This is a genomic window from Bacillus sp. ISL-39, assembly GCF_018613295.1.
GTDB lineage: Bacteria > Bacillota > Bacilli > Bacillales > Cytobacillaceae > Mesobacillus.
Window position 1 is genome coordinate 269,817 of sequence record NZ_JAGGQM010000001.1, and the last position, 19,445, is coordinate 289,261.

The following is a 19,445-nucleotide window of genomic DNA, read 5'->3' on the forward strand; positions in this document are numbered from 1 at the left end:
GCGAGGGCTTCCGTTTTTTTAGGTTAGCTGGGCTAGCTGGATTCGAACCAACGCATGACGGAGTCAAAGTCCGTTGCCTTACCGCTTGGCTATAGCCCACTGATATAACTTGTTAACGCTACGGTAGTTATTATAAATAGAATTGTCACTTTTTATACATATTTAAGTTCGATTTTTTGCAGGAAGAGAAGAGGGTTTGGCGAATTCCTTTTCTATAACTAAAAAGGTGGTGCATGATTATTGTCAAATCAATTGAACAGCTAGCGGAAAATGTCTTGAAAGATGCTTTACGAAGCGGCGCGTCGGATATTCATATCATTCCTCGCGAGAAAGACACACTGATTAAATTCAGGCTAGGCAATCAGCTACTCCCCCGTTATACGCTTGAACAGGCTGATTGTGAGCGGCTCATTTCCCACTTTAAATTCACAGCTTCGATGGATATTGGTGAAAAAAGACGGCCTCAAAGCGGTGCTTTTACCTATCGATACCAAGAAATGAAGATTGGCTTAAGGATCTCCACGCTTCCAGCCTACCAGAGCGAAAGCATGGTCATTCGACTCCTTCCCGAACAAAATCAATCTCCTTCTTTCCAAATTTCATTATTTCCATCCACATCAAAAAAACTGATTTCCCTTTTAAAGCACGCACATGGTTTGATCATTTTTACTGGACCGACGGGATGTTTATGAACAGTGGATTAATTGTACAAGTAGTACAATCCTTTGAAGTTATTGATTTTTTATACATAAAATATCTGATTTTGACTTGGACAAAAATTGATGAAAAAAAAATTCCACTGAAGTTTTTCATGTCGATAGTTTATTTGAAAAAATAGACAGTTTCACGTAAGGACACTTTCTGTAGTAATTTATGATAAGGGAAAAACCTAATGCTTATTGTGTTGAGTAATTATTTATAAAAGGTTAACTAATAGACACTTTATATTAGAATCAAGGATTGAATTTCGTTTTAATCAAACTGGGTTTGTATACGTTGAAACAATATAGCTTACCAAAAATAGTCATTCCAATGTTATAATTATATTTATAATTATATTTATTTTTTCATGGAAAAATAGAGTTAGGTTAGGTCTTTCAAACAGCTTTCTTGTTTTATTTTGATAAGCCTTAGTATTTAACAAATGAGATTTATTTATTATATTAAACCAAGTAAGGCCGGAGGAAAAATCAAATGGCGATTATTGAATTAGAAGATAAGATTGCTGAAATAGTGAAACCGGAAAATCGTTCGGATTTCTTGTATCAATTTCTCGAAGTTTATGATATTCCTCGAGCTACTATTACCCGCCTGAAAAATGGGAACCAGAATCTTGCTAAACGAGCAGGTGAGGTCCACTTGAAGAATAAGGTGTGGTTTAAGGAAACAATGAGTGGAAAGCTTTTTAATGGATTTGTTGAAGTAGAACAACAAGTGGGTCAAATATCTGCCAAGCCTCGCTTCATTTTTGTTACTGATTACGAAGGAATATTGGCGAAAGACACAAAGACACAGGAGGCTCTTGATATTAAGTTTGAGGAGCTCCCTCAATACTTCGACTTCTTCCTTGCTTGGAAAGGAATTGAAAAAGTAGAGTTTGAGAAAGAAAACCCGGCTGATATAAAAGCAGCTGAACGCTTTGCGCGCCTATATGATGTACTTCGTAACGAGAACAACATTACTGAAAGCGATAAAGGCTTAGATATGTTTCTTATTCGTTTGCTCTTCTGTTTATTTGCTGAAGATACCGAGATATTCAAACGAAACAGTTTTACGAATTCAATTAAAACATTGACTGAAGAAAATGGTTCAGATTTAAATGAATTCTTTACCGATTTGTTTATAGTGCTGGATAAGACAGATAGGAAGGAAACTCCAACTTATCTTAAAGAATTTCCTTACGTAAATGGACAGTTATTCACCGAACGTCATGAAGAATTACAATTTTCAACAAAATCGAGAAAGCTGATTATTGAATGTGGTGAATTGTTAAACTGGGGTAAAATAAATCCTGATATTTTTGGTTCAATGATTCAAGCTGTTGCAACGGATGAAAGCCGCAGTCATTTAGGTATGCACTACACGAGTGTTCCAAATATCATGAAAGTTATCAAACCGTTGTTCTTAGACGATTTGTATGAAGTTTTTGAAAAGTCCTATGATAGTATGGATAAACTTAACCTGCTTTATGATCGTATTGGAAAGATAAAATTTTTTGATCCAGCGTGTGGCTCAGGAAACTTTTTAATTATTACTTATAAAGAGCTCAGACGATTAGAAATAAAAATATTATTAAGACAGAGGGAATTGTCACCAACAATTTGGTACCTTCCGTCGGTAACACTTGATCAGTTTTATGGAATTGAAATTGATGATTTTGCACATGATGTTGCAAAGTTATCCCTTTGGATTGCAGAACATCAGATGAATACGGAGTTAGAAGAAGTCTTTAATGATAGGGTTCGTCCTACTCTTCCGCTTCAATCTGCTGGTGATATACGTTGTGCTAATGCTTTACAAATAAATTGGAATGAGATTTGTCCACACAGTAAAAACGAGGAAGTGTACGTTTTTGGAAATCCTCCATATTTAGGATCCTATCGACAAAATACAGAACACAAAAAGGATATGGCTAATGTTTTTAAAGGAATAAAAGGATATAAAATACTAGACTATATTTCAGCGTTTTTTGTTCAAGGTGCAAGATATATAGAAAATTCCAATGTGAAGTTGGCTTTTGTTACTACGAATTCTATATCACAAGGTGATCAAGTAGCAACCTTGTGGAAAGAGATCTTTAAATATAAAGTAGAAATCATCTTTTCATATAATTCATTCAAATGGAAAAATAGTGCAAGGAATAATGCTGGTGTAACCGTTGTAATAATTGGTCTTAGTTATCAACCAGTTAATAACAAAAAAATCTTTTCAGAAACTGGATTTAAGGTTGTTGACAATATTAATGCGTACTTGGCAGAGGGAGAAAATATTTTAGTTGAGAAAAAAAACAAATCAGTAAATGGATGGCCTAAAATGTCATATGGAAATAAGGCAAACGATAAAGGCGGCCTAATTTTTTCTATTGAGGAATACGAGAATACTATCGCTAAGTATCCTGAATTAATTGGTTACTTTAAAAAATTAATCGGAGCAGTTGAATTTATTAATGGTGGATATAGATACTGTCTTTGGATAAATAAGCAACAGTATGAAGAGGTAAAAGAAAACCCTATTATAAATGCAAGAATGGAATACATTACAAAAATCAGAGAAGAAAGCACTGATTCTTCTGTTAATAGAATAGCAAACCAGCCATATCGTTTCAGGGACATTAATGAAACACATAACTTCTCAATAGTTGTTCCGTCCACGTCTTCGGAAAATCGATATTACATCCCAATGGGAATTGTTGATTCGGAAAAAATACTTACTAATGCAGTTTATGCGATTTATGATGCGGAAGTTTTTTTATTAGGTGTCTTGATGTCAAGGATGCATATGGTTTGGGTAAAAACGGTTGCTGGAAGATTAAAGACCGATTATAGATATTCTGCTGGTTTGTGCTACAATACATTTCCTTTTCCTGCCATTTCAACACGGAGAAAGAATGAAATAGAAGAAACCATACTTGAAATTCTTGATATTCGTGAAGAGCATGGTGGTACATTAGCAGAGTTATATAATCCTGAAACAATGCCTTTAGATTTAAAAGTAGCCCATGATAAATTAGACGGAATTATAGAACGAGCATATCGTCAAAGAGCTTTTGAGAGTGATGAGGAACGGCTAGAACTTTTGCTTAAAATGTATCAAATGACTGAACGAGAGGCGTGAGTATGGTGAATATAGTAGATATTGAATATCATCAAACTGGCCAAAGCAAAAAAACAAATGAGTACGGTATGCGTGAAATGCAAGCACGAGCATTTGGAAAACGCGATTCACAGTACCTGTTAATTAAAGCACCACCCGCATCAGGGAAATCGAGAGCATTAATGTTTATCGGTTTAGATAAATTGATTAATCAAGGCATGAAGAAAGTCATAGTTGCGGTTCCAGAACGCTCTATCGGCTCTTCTTTTAAAAATACGGATTTGAAGAGTTATGGTTTTTTTGCAGATTGGAAAGTTGAGCCCAGAAATAACTTAACTGCTGCTGGTGGGAATAGTTCGAAAGTTAATGCTTTTGTTCGTTTCATGGAATGCGAAGATAATGTGTTGATATGTACTCACTCAACTTTACGGTTTGCTTTCGAAAAAATTGACGATAAAGCATTTGATAACTGTTTGCTTGCTATTGATGAGTTTCATCATGTCTCTGCGGATGATAACTCTCGTTTAGGGGAGTTACTCCGTAGTATAATGCGGAATTCTTCAGCACACATTATCGCGATGACTGGCTCATATTTTCGAGGAGATTCCGTTCCGATTCTTCTACCCGAAGATGAGGATTTGTTCGAAAAGGTAACGTATTCGTACTATGAGCAACTTGACGGTTATGATTTTCTAAAGGATTTTGGGATTGGGTATCATTTCTATCAAGAAAAGTACACCTCAGCAATTGATGAAGTCTTGGATACTAATTTGAAGACAATCATTCATATTCCAAACGTAAATTCTGGTGAATCAACAAAGGATAAATATGATGAAGTGAATCAGATTCTTGATAAGATAGGTGAAGTTGATTATCAAGATGATGAAACTGGAATTCTCTTTGTGAAGCGACATGGTGACGGAAAAGTGTTGAAGATTGCCGATCTTGTAGACGACCAAGCTGCACGTGAAAATGTAGTTACTTATTTACGCAATGTTAAGGAGCTTGATGACTTAGATCTAATTATTGCTCTTGGGATGGCGAAGGAGGGTTTCGATTGGCCATTCTGTGAACATGCTTTAACAGTGGGTTATCGAGGCTCGCTAACCGAAATTGTACAAATAATTGGTCGTTGTACTCGGGATAGTTATAACAAAACCCATGCTCAATTTACAAATTTAATTGCTAAGCCCGATGCAAAAGATGAAGAAGTCACGTATACAGTAAATACAATGCTTAAAGCTATATCCGCTTCATTATTAATGGAACAGGTACTTACACCTGAATTTAAATTTAAGCGTAGAAGTAATGATAGCGATACGTCCTCTAGGACGGGTGAATTGCTCGTTAAGGGGTTGAAAGAGCCATCAACCGAAAAGGTGAAAAAGATTATTGAAAATGATATAAATGATTTAAAAGCAAAAATCATGCAAGATTCGCAAGTTCAAAAAACGTTTACGGGTGAAGTAGATGCCAAAGTTTTGAACAAAGTATTAATTCCTAAAGTAATCCAAAAGGTTTACCCCAACCTGTCGGATGAGGAAATTGAAGAAGTTAGACAACATGTTGTATTAGATACTGTGATTAAAGGTGCTAAGTCAGAAGTCGTTGGGAACAGAGAATTTATTCGTATGGCAGATAAGTTTGTAAAAATTGAGGACTTAGACATAAACCTAATTGATTCAATCAATCCATTTCAAAAGGCTTTCGAAATCATTTCGAAAGATTTAAATTCACCAACTTTGAAATTAATACAGGAAACAATTGATGCAAAACGTATTGTATTTGATGAAGATGAACTTGTCTTCATATGGCCAAAGGTTGAAGAGTTTTATCAATCAACAGGAAGAAGACCAGATTCAAAATCGGATGACCCGATAGAACGGCGTATGGGAGAAGCTGTAATTTATATGCAAGATTTAAGGAGAAAACGTGAAAATGGCAAATAGATACCATTCGATTGATGAAATCATGGACAGTCTGCTATTCACTGAAATTACAACACCATCTAAAAAAGCTCCAACACTTCGATATAACCCTGAAGTTGAAAAGTTTTTAGAAATTGTTGATTTCGTTAAAAAACATGGGCGGGAACCTCAAAAAATACCAACAAACTTAACTGAAAGAACTCTGGCTAGTCGATTAAATGGGATACGCAAGGACCCTGAACGACTAGGACAACTCAGACAGTTTGACGAATTAGGATTACTTGAAAAAAATCAAAAAGAAATCATAATTCCTAAAATTACATCCATTGATGATATAATAAATAGTGGATCATCTGAGTTGCTCGGAGATAAAAACACGGCTTCTTCAATCTTTGATATAAGTTCGCTTCAAAAGGTTACCACAATGCCTGAATACGTGGCAAAACGTAAGAAGATGAAAGATTTTGCTAAGTATGAGGGATTGTTTAAGAAGTGTCACAGGGAACTAACAGAGGGTAAAAGAAGGATTGTTCCATTCAAAAATGAACAGGATATTCACCCTAATAGTTTCTACGTACTAAAAGGAGTTCTCCTTTATGTGGAAAATGTCGGGGATCGGGTAAAGATTAAGGGGAAAGTTAATGCACGACTCCGTTGTATTTTTGAAAATGGAACTGAATCAGATATGTTGCTGCGTTCGCTATCAGCTGAATTATATAAACATGGTAGGCGTGTAACTGATAATGAAGAAGCATTGTTAGATACTGTTATAGAAGATGTTTCAACAGGTTATATATATGTACTGAAATCCCTTAGTACCGATCCAAAAATTAGTTCGATTAAAAATTTATACAAAATAGGATTTACTACTGGTTTAGTACATAACCGCATTAGAAATGCAATGAACGAATCAACGTATCTTTATGCTCCAGTTGAGATTATATCTACTTATCAAGTTTTCAATATGAATGGGAGCAAATTTGAAACAGCAATTCATCACGCATTAGCTTCTAAGAATTTGGACGTATCTATTTTAGGCGCAAATGGAAAAATGTTAGTTCCTAAAGAATGGTTTGTTGTTTCACTTGAAGAGTTGCAATCTGTAATTGATGATATAGTTATGATGGTCAACCTTTACGATTAATTTTTGCAAAGACTAGTTTCGTACTACGATGACCAAAGATAGCTAGAAAAGCAAGTAATTGTCTTATTAACATAATTCCATAAAGAAAAGGGACCTTGAGTAATTAATTGTTCAAGGTCCCTTTTCTTTTTATTTAATGTTTAATGTATCTAAAAAATTTTGCAAAGCTTCAATCTGTTCCTTATTTAATTTCTCTGCGGATATAACCAAGTTTTTGATATTTACATCCAGATTGAGTTCCTCAGAGAAAAATTCTGAAAGTGTAATGTTGAAAATAGAACAAATCTTAATTAAAACTTCTATTGGTACAGCTAAATCACCATTCTCAATACGTGAAAGATATGGTTGAGAAATTTGTATAGCTTCAGAAAGTTCTACTGATGTTTTTTTGAATTGTTTTCTTAATTCAGAAATTCTTAAACCTATTTTTTCAGTTCCCCAATCCATTTAATCACCTTTAAAAATAATTTATATATTAAAACTAACTTCTATGCACCTTGCTAAGCAATAAGTTTTTTCTTATATTACGAATAGTAATATTTTATAGTGATATAATATTACTATTAGTAATAAACGAGGTGATTACAATGGCAATTTATAAAGCAGAGGTAGAAATTATAGGAACAAGACCAATCCTGTTTAACTGTTTTTCTCCAGAAAGTATTCCATTAGAGAGAAAGGAAAAAAATGGAGTAGCAGGGAATAATCCTGAAGAATGGAAGAGTAGTTTTAAAACTACAAAGGAGGGTTTCCTGTACGTTGACGGAAGTTACATTCATCGATGTCTTATTAATGCTGCAAAGTTCACAAAAAGGGGGCTACAGAGCACTTTAGCAGCGACTCTTGAAACATCCTCAGAGAAACTAATCTTGGAAAATCGGAAGGTTACCGATCTAGATAAAATAACAACAGATTCCACTCAAGATGTTTATATTGACGTACGAAGTGTGAAAATGGCTAAAACATCTTCAAGACATATACGTTACAGATTAGCTTCATCTGTTGGTTGGAGGACCTCATTCATAATAATTTGGGAAAGTTCTCTAATTAACAAAGAACTCTTAGAAAGTGTTTGTCATGATGCTGGATTGTTTGTTGGTATAGGAGATAATCGTACTAATGGGTTTGGTCGATTTAAGGTGCTTTCTTTTAAAGTCACACAGGTGAGGAAATCCTCAAGTGCCTAAATGTAGACCGCCTTTTGAGGTTTGGATGAACAACATACGTCCTACTGTTTGGATGAGAGATGGTATGAGGTGCGCCCGATGTAATAAAAAAATTCCTCTAAATAAATGCCATATAGATCATAAGTTAGCTGGGAAATTAGGTACTAATAAAATCTCTAATTTACGAACCCTTTGTTTTTCTTGTCACGCCTTAAGGACTTGCTTTTTACATAGGGGCCTTACTGCTAAGGCCGTTGAAAAAGGTATCGTTCCCCCTAATTGGAGGCATTTAACTTGGGATGAACAAGTAATAAGTAATAAGTAATAAATAATAAGTAATCGAAACTAGATAAACCTAGTCTGGTTAAGATTTGTACCAACTTAACCACTGATGAGAAATGGTACACTATAATACGGTTAGCTCCGGTATGGTCGCGTGGGGCGTGGTACGGTTCGGTAAGGTTTTGTTAGGTGAGGCAGGGCAGGTAAAATTTAAGTCCCAAGTGATATAGCCACTTGGGACATTTTAATTATTTGTTGAAACAGCTACTGAAAATAGCTTTACCTTTTTACTCTCCAAAATTACTATTGTCTTCAATTTTCAATTTAATTTGTGTAAAGACTCATCCTGAAGGGAAAACTGTAAGTTTATTTATATCATTTTATTTGGAGATAAAAAATAATCGTATTTTAACATTTACACTTATTAAGGAAAACGCATTTTATCTGGTAAGCAATCTGTCAAAAAATTAAAAAGGATTATACCATCTATTTTGTCCGCTAGAAAGTTCAAGTAGACTTCTTCCTCGTTTTCAATTTCCACATCTAGGAAGTATTCTTTGTATTTTTTCCAAATATACTCTTTCTCTTCCTTAATTACCCTTAAATTAAAATAAACTCCAGTTTTTAAATAATCCATGAAATGTTCTCCCCTCTATACCTGAAGATTTAGAAATATAATTAAGATAAAACTTTTTGTTTAGAGTCATAAAATATATCCGATATAAAGACTATTGGTATGGAAAATGATGTAAGGAATTAAAGTTGTGAACGCTAGAATTAAGTTGACAGTTTTTGCTTGATCAGATTTTACACTTGTGCTCAATCAACCTACTACTTTAGTAAAATAGATAGTGACGTTATTTTACTGGAGGTTAGGGTTTTTGGAGGAGAAGTTAGTGTTATACGTAAAAATTCATGAACTACGTAAAAGAAAATTTAAAGTAGCACAAATTGCTAAGGAGCTTAAGATCTCAAGACCAACTGTCTATAAGTATTTAGATATGTCATTTGATGAAGCAAGAGTGTATACGGAACAACCTTTGGGGAAGAAGAAAAAATTGGATCATTATAAAGATTGGATACTTGCCTGGCTAGAAGAGTATCCTCACCTGAGTAGTGCTCAAATTCACGATTGGCTTTTGGAGAGATATCCCGACCTCTTGGTCGGTGGAAGTACTGTGAGATCTTATGTGAAAAATATTCGTGAAGTCTATCAGATTGAGAAAAAGGTCATCGTTCGTCAATACGAAGCAGTTCCTGAACAACCAATGGGCAAACAACTTCAGGTGGACTGGGGTGAAACAAAACAGAAGACTATAAACAACAAAGAAATCAAACTGTACTTTATTGCCTTTGTACTCGCTCACTCTAGACATAAATATATGGAATGGCAGGTGCGTCCATTTACTACAAGAGATGCGATCAGGTGTCATGAAAATGCATTCCAATTCTACGGAGGACGAACAGAAGAGATCGTCTATGATCAGGACCACTTAATCACAGTGAGTGAAAATGCAGGACATCTACTTTTAACAGCAGATTTTCAAAGCTATGTGAATGAGCGTAAATTCAAAGTTCACTTGTGTAGAAGAGCTGATCCTGAATCTAAAGGCATGATTGAAAATGTAGTGAAATACATAAAAGGCAATTTCGCAGACAGTCGAGTGTTTAGCGACATAGAAGATTGGAATAATCGAGCAATACAGTGGCTTCAACGTACGGGGAACCATCAGGTTCACCAGACAACGAAAAAAAGACCAGCAGAAGTGTTTCTCCTCGAAAAGCAACACTTACAGCCAGTCTCTTCGTTACTTTCATTTGAAAGTACCAATAACCAAAGTATAACAAGAAGTGTAAGCAAGGACAACACAATCCGTTATAAGTCAAATCGTTATTCCGTCCCACTAGGGACTTATCAAACAAGGACTGAAAATCTTGTTTGGGTTGAAGTGAAAGGCGACGAAAATCGTACGCTTGTAATCCGAAAAGAAGTAAATGGTGAAATCATTGCCGAACACATTATTAGCTCAGAAAAAGGAAAACTCATTCAAAACCGCCATCATACCCGGGATCGTTCAAAAGGGATTGAAGAGCTTAAGCAACGTCTAATCTCTAACTTTGAAGATCAGACACAGGCAGCTGTTTATTTTGATGAAATCAGCCAGAGATACCCGAGGTATCGTCGAGACCAGTTTGCGATCATCCACAAGGTGATTCAACAGTACCCAGCATTAATCGATACTGTGATGATTAAGTGCATGACAGAGAAATTATACAATGCGAATGATTTTCGCGATATCGCTTATCACCTTGATACATTAAGTGATGAACCGATTAAAGAGGTACAATCCTTTTATCCTAATTCAGCAAAACACTCTCATATCAAGGCCTCTATCCGTTCTTTAAATGCATATACCAGCATTTTAGGAGGTCGAGCATAATGAACAAGACGGTGCATGAATTACAAGATCAATTTCGTCAGTTACGCTTATCTGAGACTGCGGAGGAGCTGCCACAGCTTCTTCGCGAAGCTGAAAAAGCATCATGGACTTACTTAGAATTCTTAGAATCTCTAACGCGTTATGAATTAGCAAAACGTGAAGCAAAAAGCCTAGAAAAAAGAATGAAATGGGCACGATTCCCTTTCGTTAAATCATTAGATGAGTTTGAGCTGGAAGGTCAAAACGTTCTGACAGCACGACAGTTAAAACAACTCAGAGAGTTAAGCTGGCTCGAACAACAATACAACTTAATTCTATTAGGGCCACCTGGCATTGGAAAAACGTACATCGCAATTGGACTTGGGCTCGAAGCCATTAACAAAGGATTCAATGTTTACTTCGCTACAATGGGTGAGCTGGTGCAGCTATTAAAGACAGAAGAATACTTGAATAAATCTAAAGTCCAACTCAAACGGATTAGAAATGCAGATCTTATGATTATCGATGATTTGATGTACATGGCCATGGATCAGAGAGAAGCAAACTTATTCTTTCATTTAATTAATCATTTATACGAACGAAGTTCGATTATCCTTACCTCAAATAAAAGTCCAGATGAATGGGGTAATTTAATTGGAGATCAAGGTATTACAACAGCTATTTTGGACCGCTTACTTCATCGTGTGGAAGTAGTACATGGTGGCGAGGATGAGGAAAGTCATCGGATGAAAAACCGAAAAAGCATTTTTTCAGCAGAAGTGTAAAAAGTAAACGAGCATAAAGTGTAAAATTCGACTTGACGTCTACAAAAGTGATGTTCTTACTTTAAATTATTCTAATTAGGAGCCGGAAAATTAATAAAAAGATTAAGATGTAACCATTCTAAATCCTAGTGATGATAAAAGTAAAGTTACTGTTGCACGAAAAGGAGTAGGGAAGTACAAGGGAGAAGTTCAATTAAATTAATTACCATCTATTAATAGTTTCAGAAGTGAAATCATTATTTTCAAGGAGTAAAAAGTTTATAAGGATTTTAGAAGATATGCTGATATTCTGGAAAAAATAAAAAACAGGAGATATTAAATGAGTTTAAAGAGATCAAAATCAGATTTATACGAGGTTTGGGAAAGATATGGATGCCCTGATTCTATTGTTCATCCTGAACAAATTCTACAATTCTTAGAGGAAATAATTATTGTTACAAATGGAAACCTAAATACAGATTATTATGCCGGAGGATATTCAGATAATATCTACTCAGTAAAAAAAGAAGGAGGATACTTTTATTTATATTGGAAAAACTTCGAGAAATATGTACGTCATGGAAGAAGTTTAACTGAATCCGAGGCGGAGGAAATAGCTATTTTTGGGAATCATATATATATTTATCAAGCTTTAAATATAAAATCACTTATTTTCAAAGAATATAATTATGATGTTTATATTATTATTAATTGTCGTTACTTTTCAAAAAGAGAGCTCATTAAGGAACTTACCAATAAATATAGAATCGGTAAGAATGATATCGTTGAGATTGATACACCTCATTATGTTGAATTTATATTTACAGACTTAAATTACTATACTCATAGTTGTCAGTTAATACCGTTCCCTATAAATGCATTACTAATTCAAGAAAAGAAAAATCCATTAGATGATTCTATTACTAGAAAAATAATGCATTTGGCTGCCGTGGAAGAATTTGAAGAAATATTACTAAATTGGTGTGAAGAAATCGAAGATTTAGTCGATTACCAAGACGAAAGAAAAATAAAAAACATGGGTAATGATATACGCACTGAAACGGAAAGATTATTAAAATACTATATATTAAGTAATACTGTGTTTGGAGATGAAAATTTTGAAAAATTACAGTCTACTTATAACGATTTACTAAATAGTTATGGGCATGTAACCCTAGGGGAGTTATCAAAGAAGTCAACTAATATTGAATTAGATATTCCAAAAGAGTTTGTACTTACATTAAATACCCTGTCACATGATAGTGGTAAAGCAACTTACAAAAAGGATATTCAATTTGCATTAGAAAACTTCAAAACAATAATTTCTCATCATTTACAAATTAGTTAATAAAGAATAAAGTGAAATTTACCTATTTTCTTATTATAATGTTAAATGATAAACACAAGGAGCTGTATTTTCTAAAGCTGAATATATATTTTATAAGGAATTTAAAGAATATGAAGAAATAGGTTAAGAAACAAAGTAAATACTTCAACTTATTCTTTAAAGAATCTTGATTTGATGCGGTTTTCATGGCAGGTAGGATTATCAAGCGAAAACCTCTTGTCCTTTCCTTCAGAACTCACTTATTTGCCTCATTCTTGAAACGACAGTTATCTGTCGTTTTTTAGTTATCAAATAGTAAGCCAAATGAAGTGGAAGATCATTAACCTTCTTTAATATGTAGATTGGTAATTGAGTTACGATTTATGATGTTTGTTACTATTATCTCAAGGGATATGTTATTGATTGAAAAAAGGGAGGCAATAAGATGGAATTTAAAATAAAAAAGAAAATAAAGCCCAACTTACTTAAAGAACTTTCTGAACTAAAAAACCATAGAACTAATTTTAACGATTTTTCAGTAACTTATTTATTGAATGTTAGTAAAAGGTATAATTTAATGCATCATATTTTAAATGATAAGGAACTAAGAAAAAATAAACATAGTATTTACATTGCTGCAGGTCAATATATCTCTTCTTTGGTAACGTGTTGGGAGACCTATTTTAGAGATATATTTGTATATGTTGTAGATCAAGATCCTAATAAAAAAAACAAAATTAATGATTTTATCATCGAGAAGGGAATATCTACACAAGAACTAGAAAAGGCACAGCTAAGTCTAAGTGATTATGGAAGTAAACAATATAATTTTCAAGATTTAAATGACACTTGCAACGCTTTAAACTTCTTGTTAAATGATAGTAAAAATCGGATTACTGACTTCATAGAAGGATCATTAGTGGATGTTGTTTTTGCAGAGCCCAATTACTTATTATATTGGTTACAAGAAGAAAGAGATATTTCTCAAGAGTTATATACTGTATTGGAACAAGGTTTCGAATATAGACATAAATTAATACACGATGCTAATTTCATTTATGAGATAGAGCCACATTTTATTAGTGCATTTGAAGACTGTATGGTAATTTTCCCTCAATTAATTTCTATTTTGTTTGCTAAAAAATATAAAGCTATGAGACCGGTTTATAATGTGAAAAAACATTTTTCACGGTTAACCGATAATCCTAAAGAGGGTGAAGTGAATTTTATTTTTAGCAGAAAAGATTTTGAGGGTAATTATCAAATTGTTGATTAATTCCTATTAGTAATTGGGTGTCCTTTTCTTCAATAAGAACACTCCATTTGCTGTGTCTACTGTTTAAACTTGAGTGTGGTATTAATATAAATTTAATCGAAAAAATTAATTAAAAAAACAGAGCAATTCAAACAGGATTACTCTGCTATTTTGGCTGCTTTTATAAATTCAGAGCTGCTTTTTGAACAACAAACATTCTCGTCAATAGTGTATAACCGTAATTTTAAATACTTTATTTTAAAATGAGAGCGACTGTTTATAATTTCTAGAATTTATATATTCTGACGGTGTTGTAATTCAAGAATAGTGTCGTAAGTTTTAATTTTATGGAAAAATGACTCTTCTCCACCTTCTAAATATTGCAATATCAATTGCGTTATTCGTCGATTTCCTTGAAAACCTTTGTATTCAACCCAACCTTTTTGATTATCAGAATTAAGCACAATTACTTGTTCTGCAACAGCATTAGTTACTATAGTTGAATTATGAGTGACAATAATAACTTGCCTTGCATTTTTTATTTCCCTTAAACTGCTCACAAGATTTTTATAAATATACTGACTGTCTAAATTGTCTTCTGGTTGATCAATAATTAGTGGGGTATTATCTTTTGCATGGATTCCAAACTTGAATATAAACGTTAATATTGCTGCAACTTTTTGACCTAGTGATAAAGTTTCAATTGGTTTAAGTAATACACCTTGATTAGGGGTAGATTCTTTAGAATTTACATTAAATAATATATTAAAGTTTTGAGTTACCTCTAAGTATCTTTTAAGGGAGTAATGCAAGTTGTTTATATTAGAAACAATTTTTTTTAGAATACTGCGATAAATATTAGCAATATTTTGTTGAGTTATGGCTGCATATCCCTCAAAAATATCTCTTTCAGAACGAGAATTCATACTTTGGGCAAATGGTGATAACGGTAAGATTTTTTCGAGTTGTGAAAACCGGTGCCATACTAATAAATCAAGAAAAGTAATAAAGTCAACCTTCCTAATTATTTGATAAAGATATCTCTCAACACCAGCCCAGTCTAAAAGTGTGTTTTTGATTTTTTCATTCCGATTGATATTAAACAGCAGTTCATCAATATAATCATGGTGGGATTCCTGATTACTCCCATATTCTATTTTAATTAAATCTTTATATACTTCATTAAATTTATCTATTTCATTACCGACAAATCTTTTACGGTCTTCCAATTCAGATAGAACAATAGGGAATTGGTCTTTAAGATAATTTCTTACTGTTTTTTGGTTTGTATTGTTTAACCCTTGTAAAAACCTACTTAATTCTTGAGAAGGGAGACCATCAAAAATAACGTCTTTAACGAAATCACCGATTTCCCCTTTATCGATTTTTTGGATAATATTGTTTATTGAGTATCTATTACGATATACAGTATCAAGAATGTTATTTTTTTCATCACCAATAATCTTAACGAACTTCATAGTTTGTTTATCTTCTACTTTGTATAATTCTAGCCAGTGATCCGATAACAGGAGTTGTTCATTCTTGTTGTGAATTGCTTCTTTAAAAGCTTTTTCTAAGAAAAAATCTTTTTGGTAATATTCTTTGTCTGGATCTAATTGTGGTACAAATCTTACTAAATAGTCAATGCCTAGATAAGTAAACACTATTACGATATATTTATGATCGGAAATAAATCTTAATTGTTGCTTATTAAGGCATGTTCTAGAGAAGATAGTATCAATTATATTAAGCAAGGTGCTTTTGCCTGTTCCTCTTCCGCCAATAATACAATTTAGATCTTTTGAGAAATCGACCACAAAAAAATCTTCAGTTTCATTTCTTCCTCTCATATATCCTTCTTTACCTGGGTTAATATATATTCCTTTTATAAATTTATCTGTTGTAGGTGGTTTTTCTGTATATACGGAAAAATCATGGTCAATTATAGCTTTTTTGAAAGCGGAAAAGCTAAAATCACTGAATTTTATCCAGCTATTCCTGCGTCCGATTGCATCAATATAGTGAGAATCACCTTCATGTAAAATACAGAAGTCTTTGGTATGAACAAAAGGATAAATCTGTGATTCTAAAGTTTGCGGCATACTGTTTAAATTAGTTGATCCTAGTATTTTATTAGAAAAAAGGTTTTGTTTATATAGCCCTGTACCTAAAAAATCAGAACTGTTAATATGAGCAATGTAACCAATGCCACCTAGTTTGGTTATTTCATTTATTATAGTTAAACCTGTCTCAATGGTGCCTTCTTTTATAGAATAAATAAATTGGTCAATAAATTTCTGGAGATCAGAATATAAAGATTCCTTAAAAATGCCGACTACATGATTTTTATCAGAACAAGTAATCTCAATACCCAACAGTAAGTAAATTGCTTTTCTATTTCGGTTATTTGTGTTTTTTATATTCGTTTTGAAATACTCATCTAAGGCAAACTTTAGTTTTTTATAACCAGCAATAGTATTATGATCGGAAATTAAAACCACTTCAATATTTTCAGAATAAAGCTTATGAGCTATAAGCATATATGAGAGGTATTCTTTAAAGTTCTTATAGGGTATATTCTTCTCTCTAAGCTGTTCTATATAGTTGAGCCCATCATAATCTCCATTCTCTATACCCAAACGAATCGTATTTGTTTGTATTTGGTTTAGATAACCGTATTGTTGACAATAGTCCAATATTTTTTCTAACTCTAGTGTTTTATATTTTTCTCCTTCGATAAGTGAGTAATCATAAGAAGCTGGTGTGTGAAGGTGAATCTCACACTTTTTTAAATCACCGTATTTTTGTCTCATCTTAATTATATGTTGATAAATTTGTGGGAGAGAGCTAGACATCAATTTCATATTTACCTCCTAATAGGCTATAAATAACAAGGTAAGTTAAATAAAAAATTTTTAATATTCTGATGGAATGAATTTCCTATTAATTATATCATTTTTATTTTAAGAAGTTATAAGAGGAGTTTTATTATGAAAGATCAAATTAAAATCGGAAAAGCTTTAGAAAGAATTAGGAGATTGAAACAATTATTTTATAACGCTATAAAAGAGGATAAATAATCAAAAAGTCGAACTAATATTGTTATATCACTGTGACTGGAGGGCAAAGTAGTTTGTTTCTCACACATAAAGGAAATCATAATTTTTCTTCTATATTAGATCACGTAAATAACACCTTCAATCAAGTAATTTGTTCAGGAGCTTCCGTTTTTGTTATTCATAATGACACCATTGTTTTAGAAAAATATATAGGAAAGCAATCCAACAAAAATGACGCGAGAATAGTGCAGCAAGATACTCAATTTCACGTAGCTTCGGTAAGAAAAAGCTATATTGGCTTTGCTGTAGCATATGCTGTGTATTACGGTTACATAGAAAGCATAGATGATCCAGTATTGAAGTATCTACCAGAGCTTAATGAGACTATTTGGAAAGCCACAACCATCAGACATTTATTAACACATACTCACGGTTTACATCAAAAGGAGGAAATTGTTATTCGTGAGTTTCCTGCTGGGCAGAACTGGACATATCGTCAGATCGGCATAAATGTCTTAACACAAATTGTTAAAAAGACTACTTCTAAAACAGTTTCTGATATTATTCACGAGTTAGTATTTAGGCCATTAGGTTTTTCAGAATCCAAGTGGTATGCACAAAAAAACGAAAAACTTGCGGATGTAATCCTGCGTTATAAGGAAGATGGGGATTGGAAAACAAGTGAAAGCACAGAAGGCGACAAGATGAATATGTATGTTTCGGCACGTGAATTAGCCTATTGGGGTTATTTGCACCTCAAACAAGGAAAGGTGGATGGAAAACAAGTTGTTCCAAAAGAGATCATAAAATTGACTACATCTGTACATAGCCCTCCAACGCTTCATCAAGACCTACCGCAAAATGGTTTCTTGTGGTTTGTAAAAGATTTACTTGCTAAGAAATCAGAGATCGGGGCTGAAGTTCCAAAAGGTTCATACCAGATATTAGGTTATACAGGTGTTACTTTATTGGTGATCCCACAGGAAAATTTGGTGGCAGTCCGTATGTTTAATAGTTTTGGCTCACCTGAAGGATATGATTATCTATCTGATGTTAGGTCTTTCGGAGACACTGTAATGAATTGTATACAAAGAGTATCAATTGATGTATGACCATTTCACATTTTTTCAAGTAGTTAGTTGAGGTTCAGAGCGGTCATTTAGGCACTTTTCGAGTTTAACTACGAAGCAGGTTAGTGCAATAAGGGTAAGGAGGAATATAGGATGATAAAGAAAGACAAAGCATACTTTTTTTTAAAGTTTGGACAAAGGAAATATATGATGTTACTACAACAAGGTAATTTACATATGAAAAATCTAAAATACTTTATTTCATACGAAGAAGAGATGGCTAAGAAAGGTAGAGGCGATAAATATGAAGGTGCTATGGTTTTAAATGACGTTAGAATGCAGTTTCGAAGTCCTAAAACAGATGAGGTTTTTTTTGAAATTTATTCGGCAAGAACTCAATTAAGAGATGATTCAGTTCTTACTAAACCCGTTTTTTGCATGACATATATCTCAGGCGAAGACCTTGAAGTCATAAATGAAACCGACAATTACTATGAAGCAAAAATAAAATTTAGTGATCAACTAAAAGAAGAGATGGCTTCAGAATTTGGAGACACGGTATTAGTGATGTCGGCTGGGAACTTTTTGGACCGAATTAAAGAAGTTTTTGAAGAGGAAGGTCTTGTATATGGTCAGGGTAAAGTGGATTATTACGATTACAATATTAACCACTCCAAGCGTTTACAATATTTCGAAGAAGGTAACAACCCTATGATCTTCTTTACTAAGGATGAATTAATTGCATATCAAAAGGAATTCCGTATTGTCGTATTAGACAAGGATACTGAAGACCACTTAGATATTGATATTGGTGATATAACACCATTTTCAGGTCTGGCTGATACACGTGCTTTTCTAAACGATAACATTGTTGTTCGGATAATGAAAAATCATGATGAAGGCAATTAACAATTGAAAGTGAATATTGCTGTGTTCCTTCATGAGATAAAGTGTTGTTGTGACTAAGTTCTTAATACATGATTAGGGTTGCAAAATCAACTGTAAACCTAAAATCAATGGTGAGTTTGCGATTTTTGGATAGTTTCTTATTCGAAATACAATTATGTACTCTACAGATCAATTAAATATTTTATTTAGCTAACGGGGCGTTATGTTAAATAAGGATTAGTTTATCTTGAATATAAAAGAACAAATATAAGCCACCAATAATAAGTTCCCTCTCATTTAATTGGATACTAAAAGGAATTATTGCCTGT

The 19,445-nt window shown here is 33.3% G+C and carries 15 protein-coding genes and 1 tRNA gene; 12 read left to right on the top strand and 4 right to left on the bottom strand.

Going from position 1 to position 19,445, the window contains the following annotated elements; translation table 11 throughout:
* Positions 1 to 27 precede the first annotated feature (27 nt).
* Positions 28 to 99, bottom strand: a tRNA-Gln gene (locus tag J7E37_RS01325).
* 134 nt (positions 100 to 233) lie between these two features.
* Between J7E37_RS01325 and J7E37_RS01330 the strand changes: the two genes are divergently transcribed.
* The 4 genes from J7E37_RS01330 to J7E37_RS01345 all read left to right on the top strand — a co-directional run bounded on the left by J7E37_RS01330 (position 234) and on the right by J7E37_RS01345 (position 6,885).
* Entirely contained in the window at positions 234 to 692 is a 459-nt protein-coding gene (locus tag J7E37_RS01330) for an ATPase, T2SS/T4P/T4SS family (RefSeq protein WP_215021942.1), read from the top strand.
* A 502-nt stretch (positions 693 to 1,194) separates the two neighbouring features.
* On the top strand, positions 1,195 to 3,834 hold the full coding sequence (locus tag J7E37_RS01335; protein ID WP_215021944.1) for a class I SAM-dependent DNA methyltransferase: 2,640 nt from the start codon (positions 1,195 to 1,197) through the stop codon (positions 3,832 to 3,834).
* A 2-nt stretch (positions 3,835 to 3,836) separates the two neighbouring features.
* Positions 3,837 to 5,762, top strand: coding sequence for a DEAD/DEAH box helicase (locus tag J7E37_RS01340; protein ID WP_215021946.1), 1,926 nt, complete (start codon positions 3,837 to 3,839; stop codon positions 5,760 to 5,762).
* A complete protein-coding gene (locus J7E37_RS01345; RefSeq protein ID WP_215021948.1) occupies positions 5,752 to 6,885 on the top strand; it encodes a GIY-YIG nuclease family protein in 1,134 nt (377 codons plus the stop codon). Before J7E37_RS01340 ends, J7E37_RS01345 begins: the two co-directional genes overlap by 11 nt.
* A 129-nt stretch (positions 6,886 to 7,014) precedes the next feature.
* Here the strand turns inward: J7E37_RS01345 and J7E37_RS01350 are convergent, their stop codons facing one another.
* Positions 7,015 to 7,332 (bottom strand): helix-turn-helix domain-containing protein, encoded by a 318-nt coding sequence (locus J7E37_RS01350; protein WP_215021950.1) that lies wholly within the window; start codon positions 7,330 to 7,332, stop codon positions 7,015 to 7,017.
* 140 nt (positions 7,333 to 7,472) lie between these two features.
* Between J7E37_RS01350 and J7E37_RS01355 the strand changes: the two genes are divergently transcribed.
* Positions 7,473 to 8,072, top strand: coding sequence for a hypothetical protein (locus J7E37_RS01355; protein ID WP_215021952.1), 600 nt, complete (start codon positions 7,473 to 7,475; stop codon positions 8,070 to 8,072).
* A 64-nt stretch (positions 8,073 to 8,136) separates the two neighbouring features.
* Entirely contained in the window at positions 8,137 to 8,376 is a 240-nt protein-coding gene (locus J7E37_RS01360; RefSeq protein ID WP_251009405.1) for an HNH endonuclease, read from the top strand.
* Between the two features lie 381 nt (positions 8,377 to 8,757).
* Here J7E37_RS01360 and J7E37_RS01365 read toward each other — a convergent pair whose 3' ends face one another.
* On the bottom strand, positions 8,758 to 8,970 hold the full coding sequence (locus J7E37_RS01365; RefSeq protein WP_215021956.1) for a hypothetical protein: 213 nt from the start codon (positions 8,968 to 8,970) through the stop codon (positions 8,758 to 8,760).
* Between the two features lie 259 nt (positions 8,971 to 9,229).
* Between J7E37_RS01365 and istA the strand changes: the two genes are divergently transcribed.
* The 4 genes from istA to J7E37_RS01385 all read left to right on the top strand — a co-directional run bounded on the left by istA (position 9,230) and on the right by J7E37_RS01385 (position 14,120).
* A complete protein-coding gene (gene istA / locus J7E37_RS01370; RefSeq protein WP_215022025.1) occupies positions 9,230 to 10,774 on the top strand; it encodes an IS21 family transposase in 1,545 nt (514 codons plus the stop codon).
* Complete coding sequence (gene istB, locus J7E37_RS01375) at positions 10,774 to 11,538, top strand: IS21-like element IS643 family helper ATPase IstB (protein WP_215021958.1); 765 nt, start codon at positions 10,774 to 10,776, stop codon at positions 11,536 to 11,538. The genes istA and istB overlap by 1 nt, the downstream gene beginning before the upstream one ends.
* 319 nt (positions 11,539 to 11,857) lie before the next feature.
* Positions 11,858 to 12,865 carry a hypothetical protein gene (locus J7E37_RS01380; protein WP_215021960.1) on the top strand — a complete coding sequence of 336 codons (1,008 nt, stop codon included), beginning with the start codon at positions 11,858 to 11,860 and terminating at the stop codon, positions 12,863 to 12,865.
* A 424-nt stretch (positions 12,866 to 13,289) separates the two neighbouring features.
* On the top strand, positions 13,290 to 14,120 hold the full coding sequence (locus tag J7E37_RS01385; protein WP_215021962.1) for a hypothetical protein: 831 nt from the start codon (positions 13,290 to 13,292) through the stop codon (positions 14,118 to 14,120).
* Between the two features lie 272 nt (positions 14,121 to 14,392).
* Here J7E37_RS01385 and J7E37_RS01390 read toward each other — a convergent pair whose 3' ends face one another.
* On the bottom strand, positions 14,393 to 16,963 hold the full coding sequence (locus tag J7E37_RS01390) for a Spaf_1101 family AAA-like ATPase (RefSeq protein ID WP_215021964.1): 2,571 nt from the start codon (positions 16,961 to 16,963) through the stop codon (positions 14,393 to 14,395).
* Positions 16,964 to 17,232: 269 nt separating this feature from the next.
* Here J7E37_RS01390 and J7E37_RS01395 point away from each other — a divergent pair, with 269 nt between their 5' ends.
* Both J7E37_RS01395 and J7E37_RS01400 read left to right on the top strand, forming a co-directional pair.
* Positions 17,233 to 18,270 carry a serine hydrolase domain-containing protein gene (locus tag J7E37_RS01395; RefSeq protein WP_215021966.1) on the top strand — a complete coding sequence of 346 codons (1,038 nt, stop codon included), beginning with the start codon at positions 17,233 to 17,235 and terminating at the stop codon, positions 18,268 to 18,270.
* Positions 18,271 to 18,381: 111 nt separating this feature from the next.
* On the top strand, positions 18,382 to 19,137 hold the full coding sequence (locus J7E37_RS01400; RefSeq protein ID WP_215021969.1) for a hypothetical protein: 756 nt from the start codon (positions 18,382 to 18,384) through the stop codon (positions 19,135 to 19,137).
* The last annotated feature ends 308 nt before the right edge of the window (positions 19,138 to 19,445 follow it).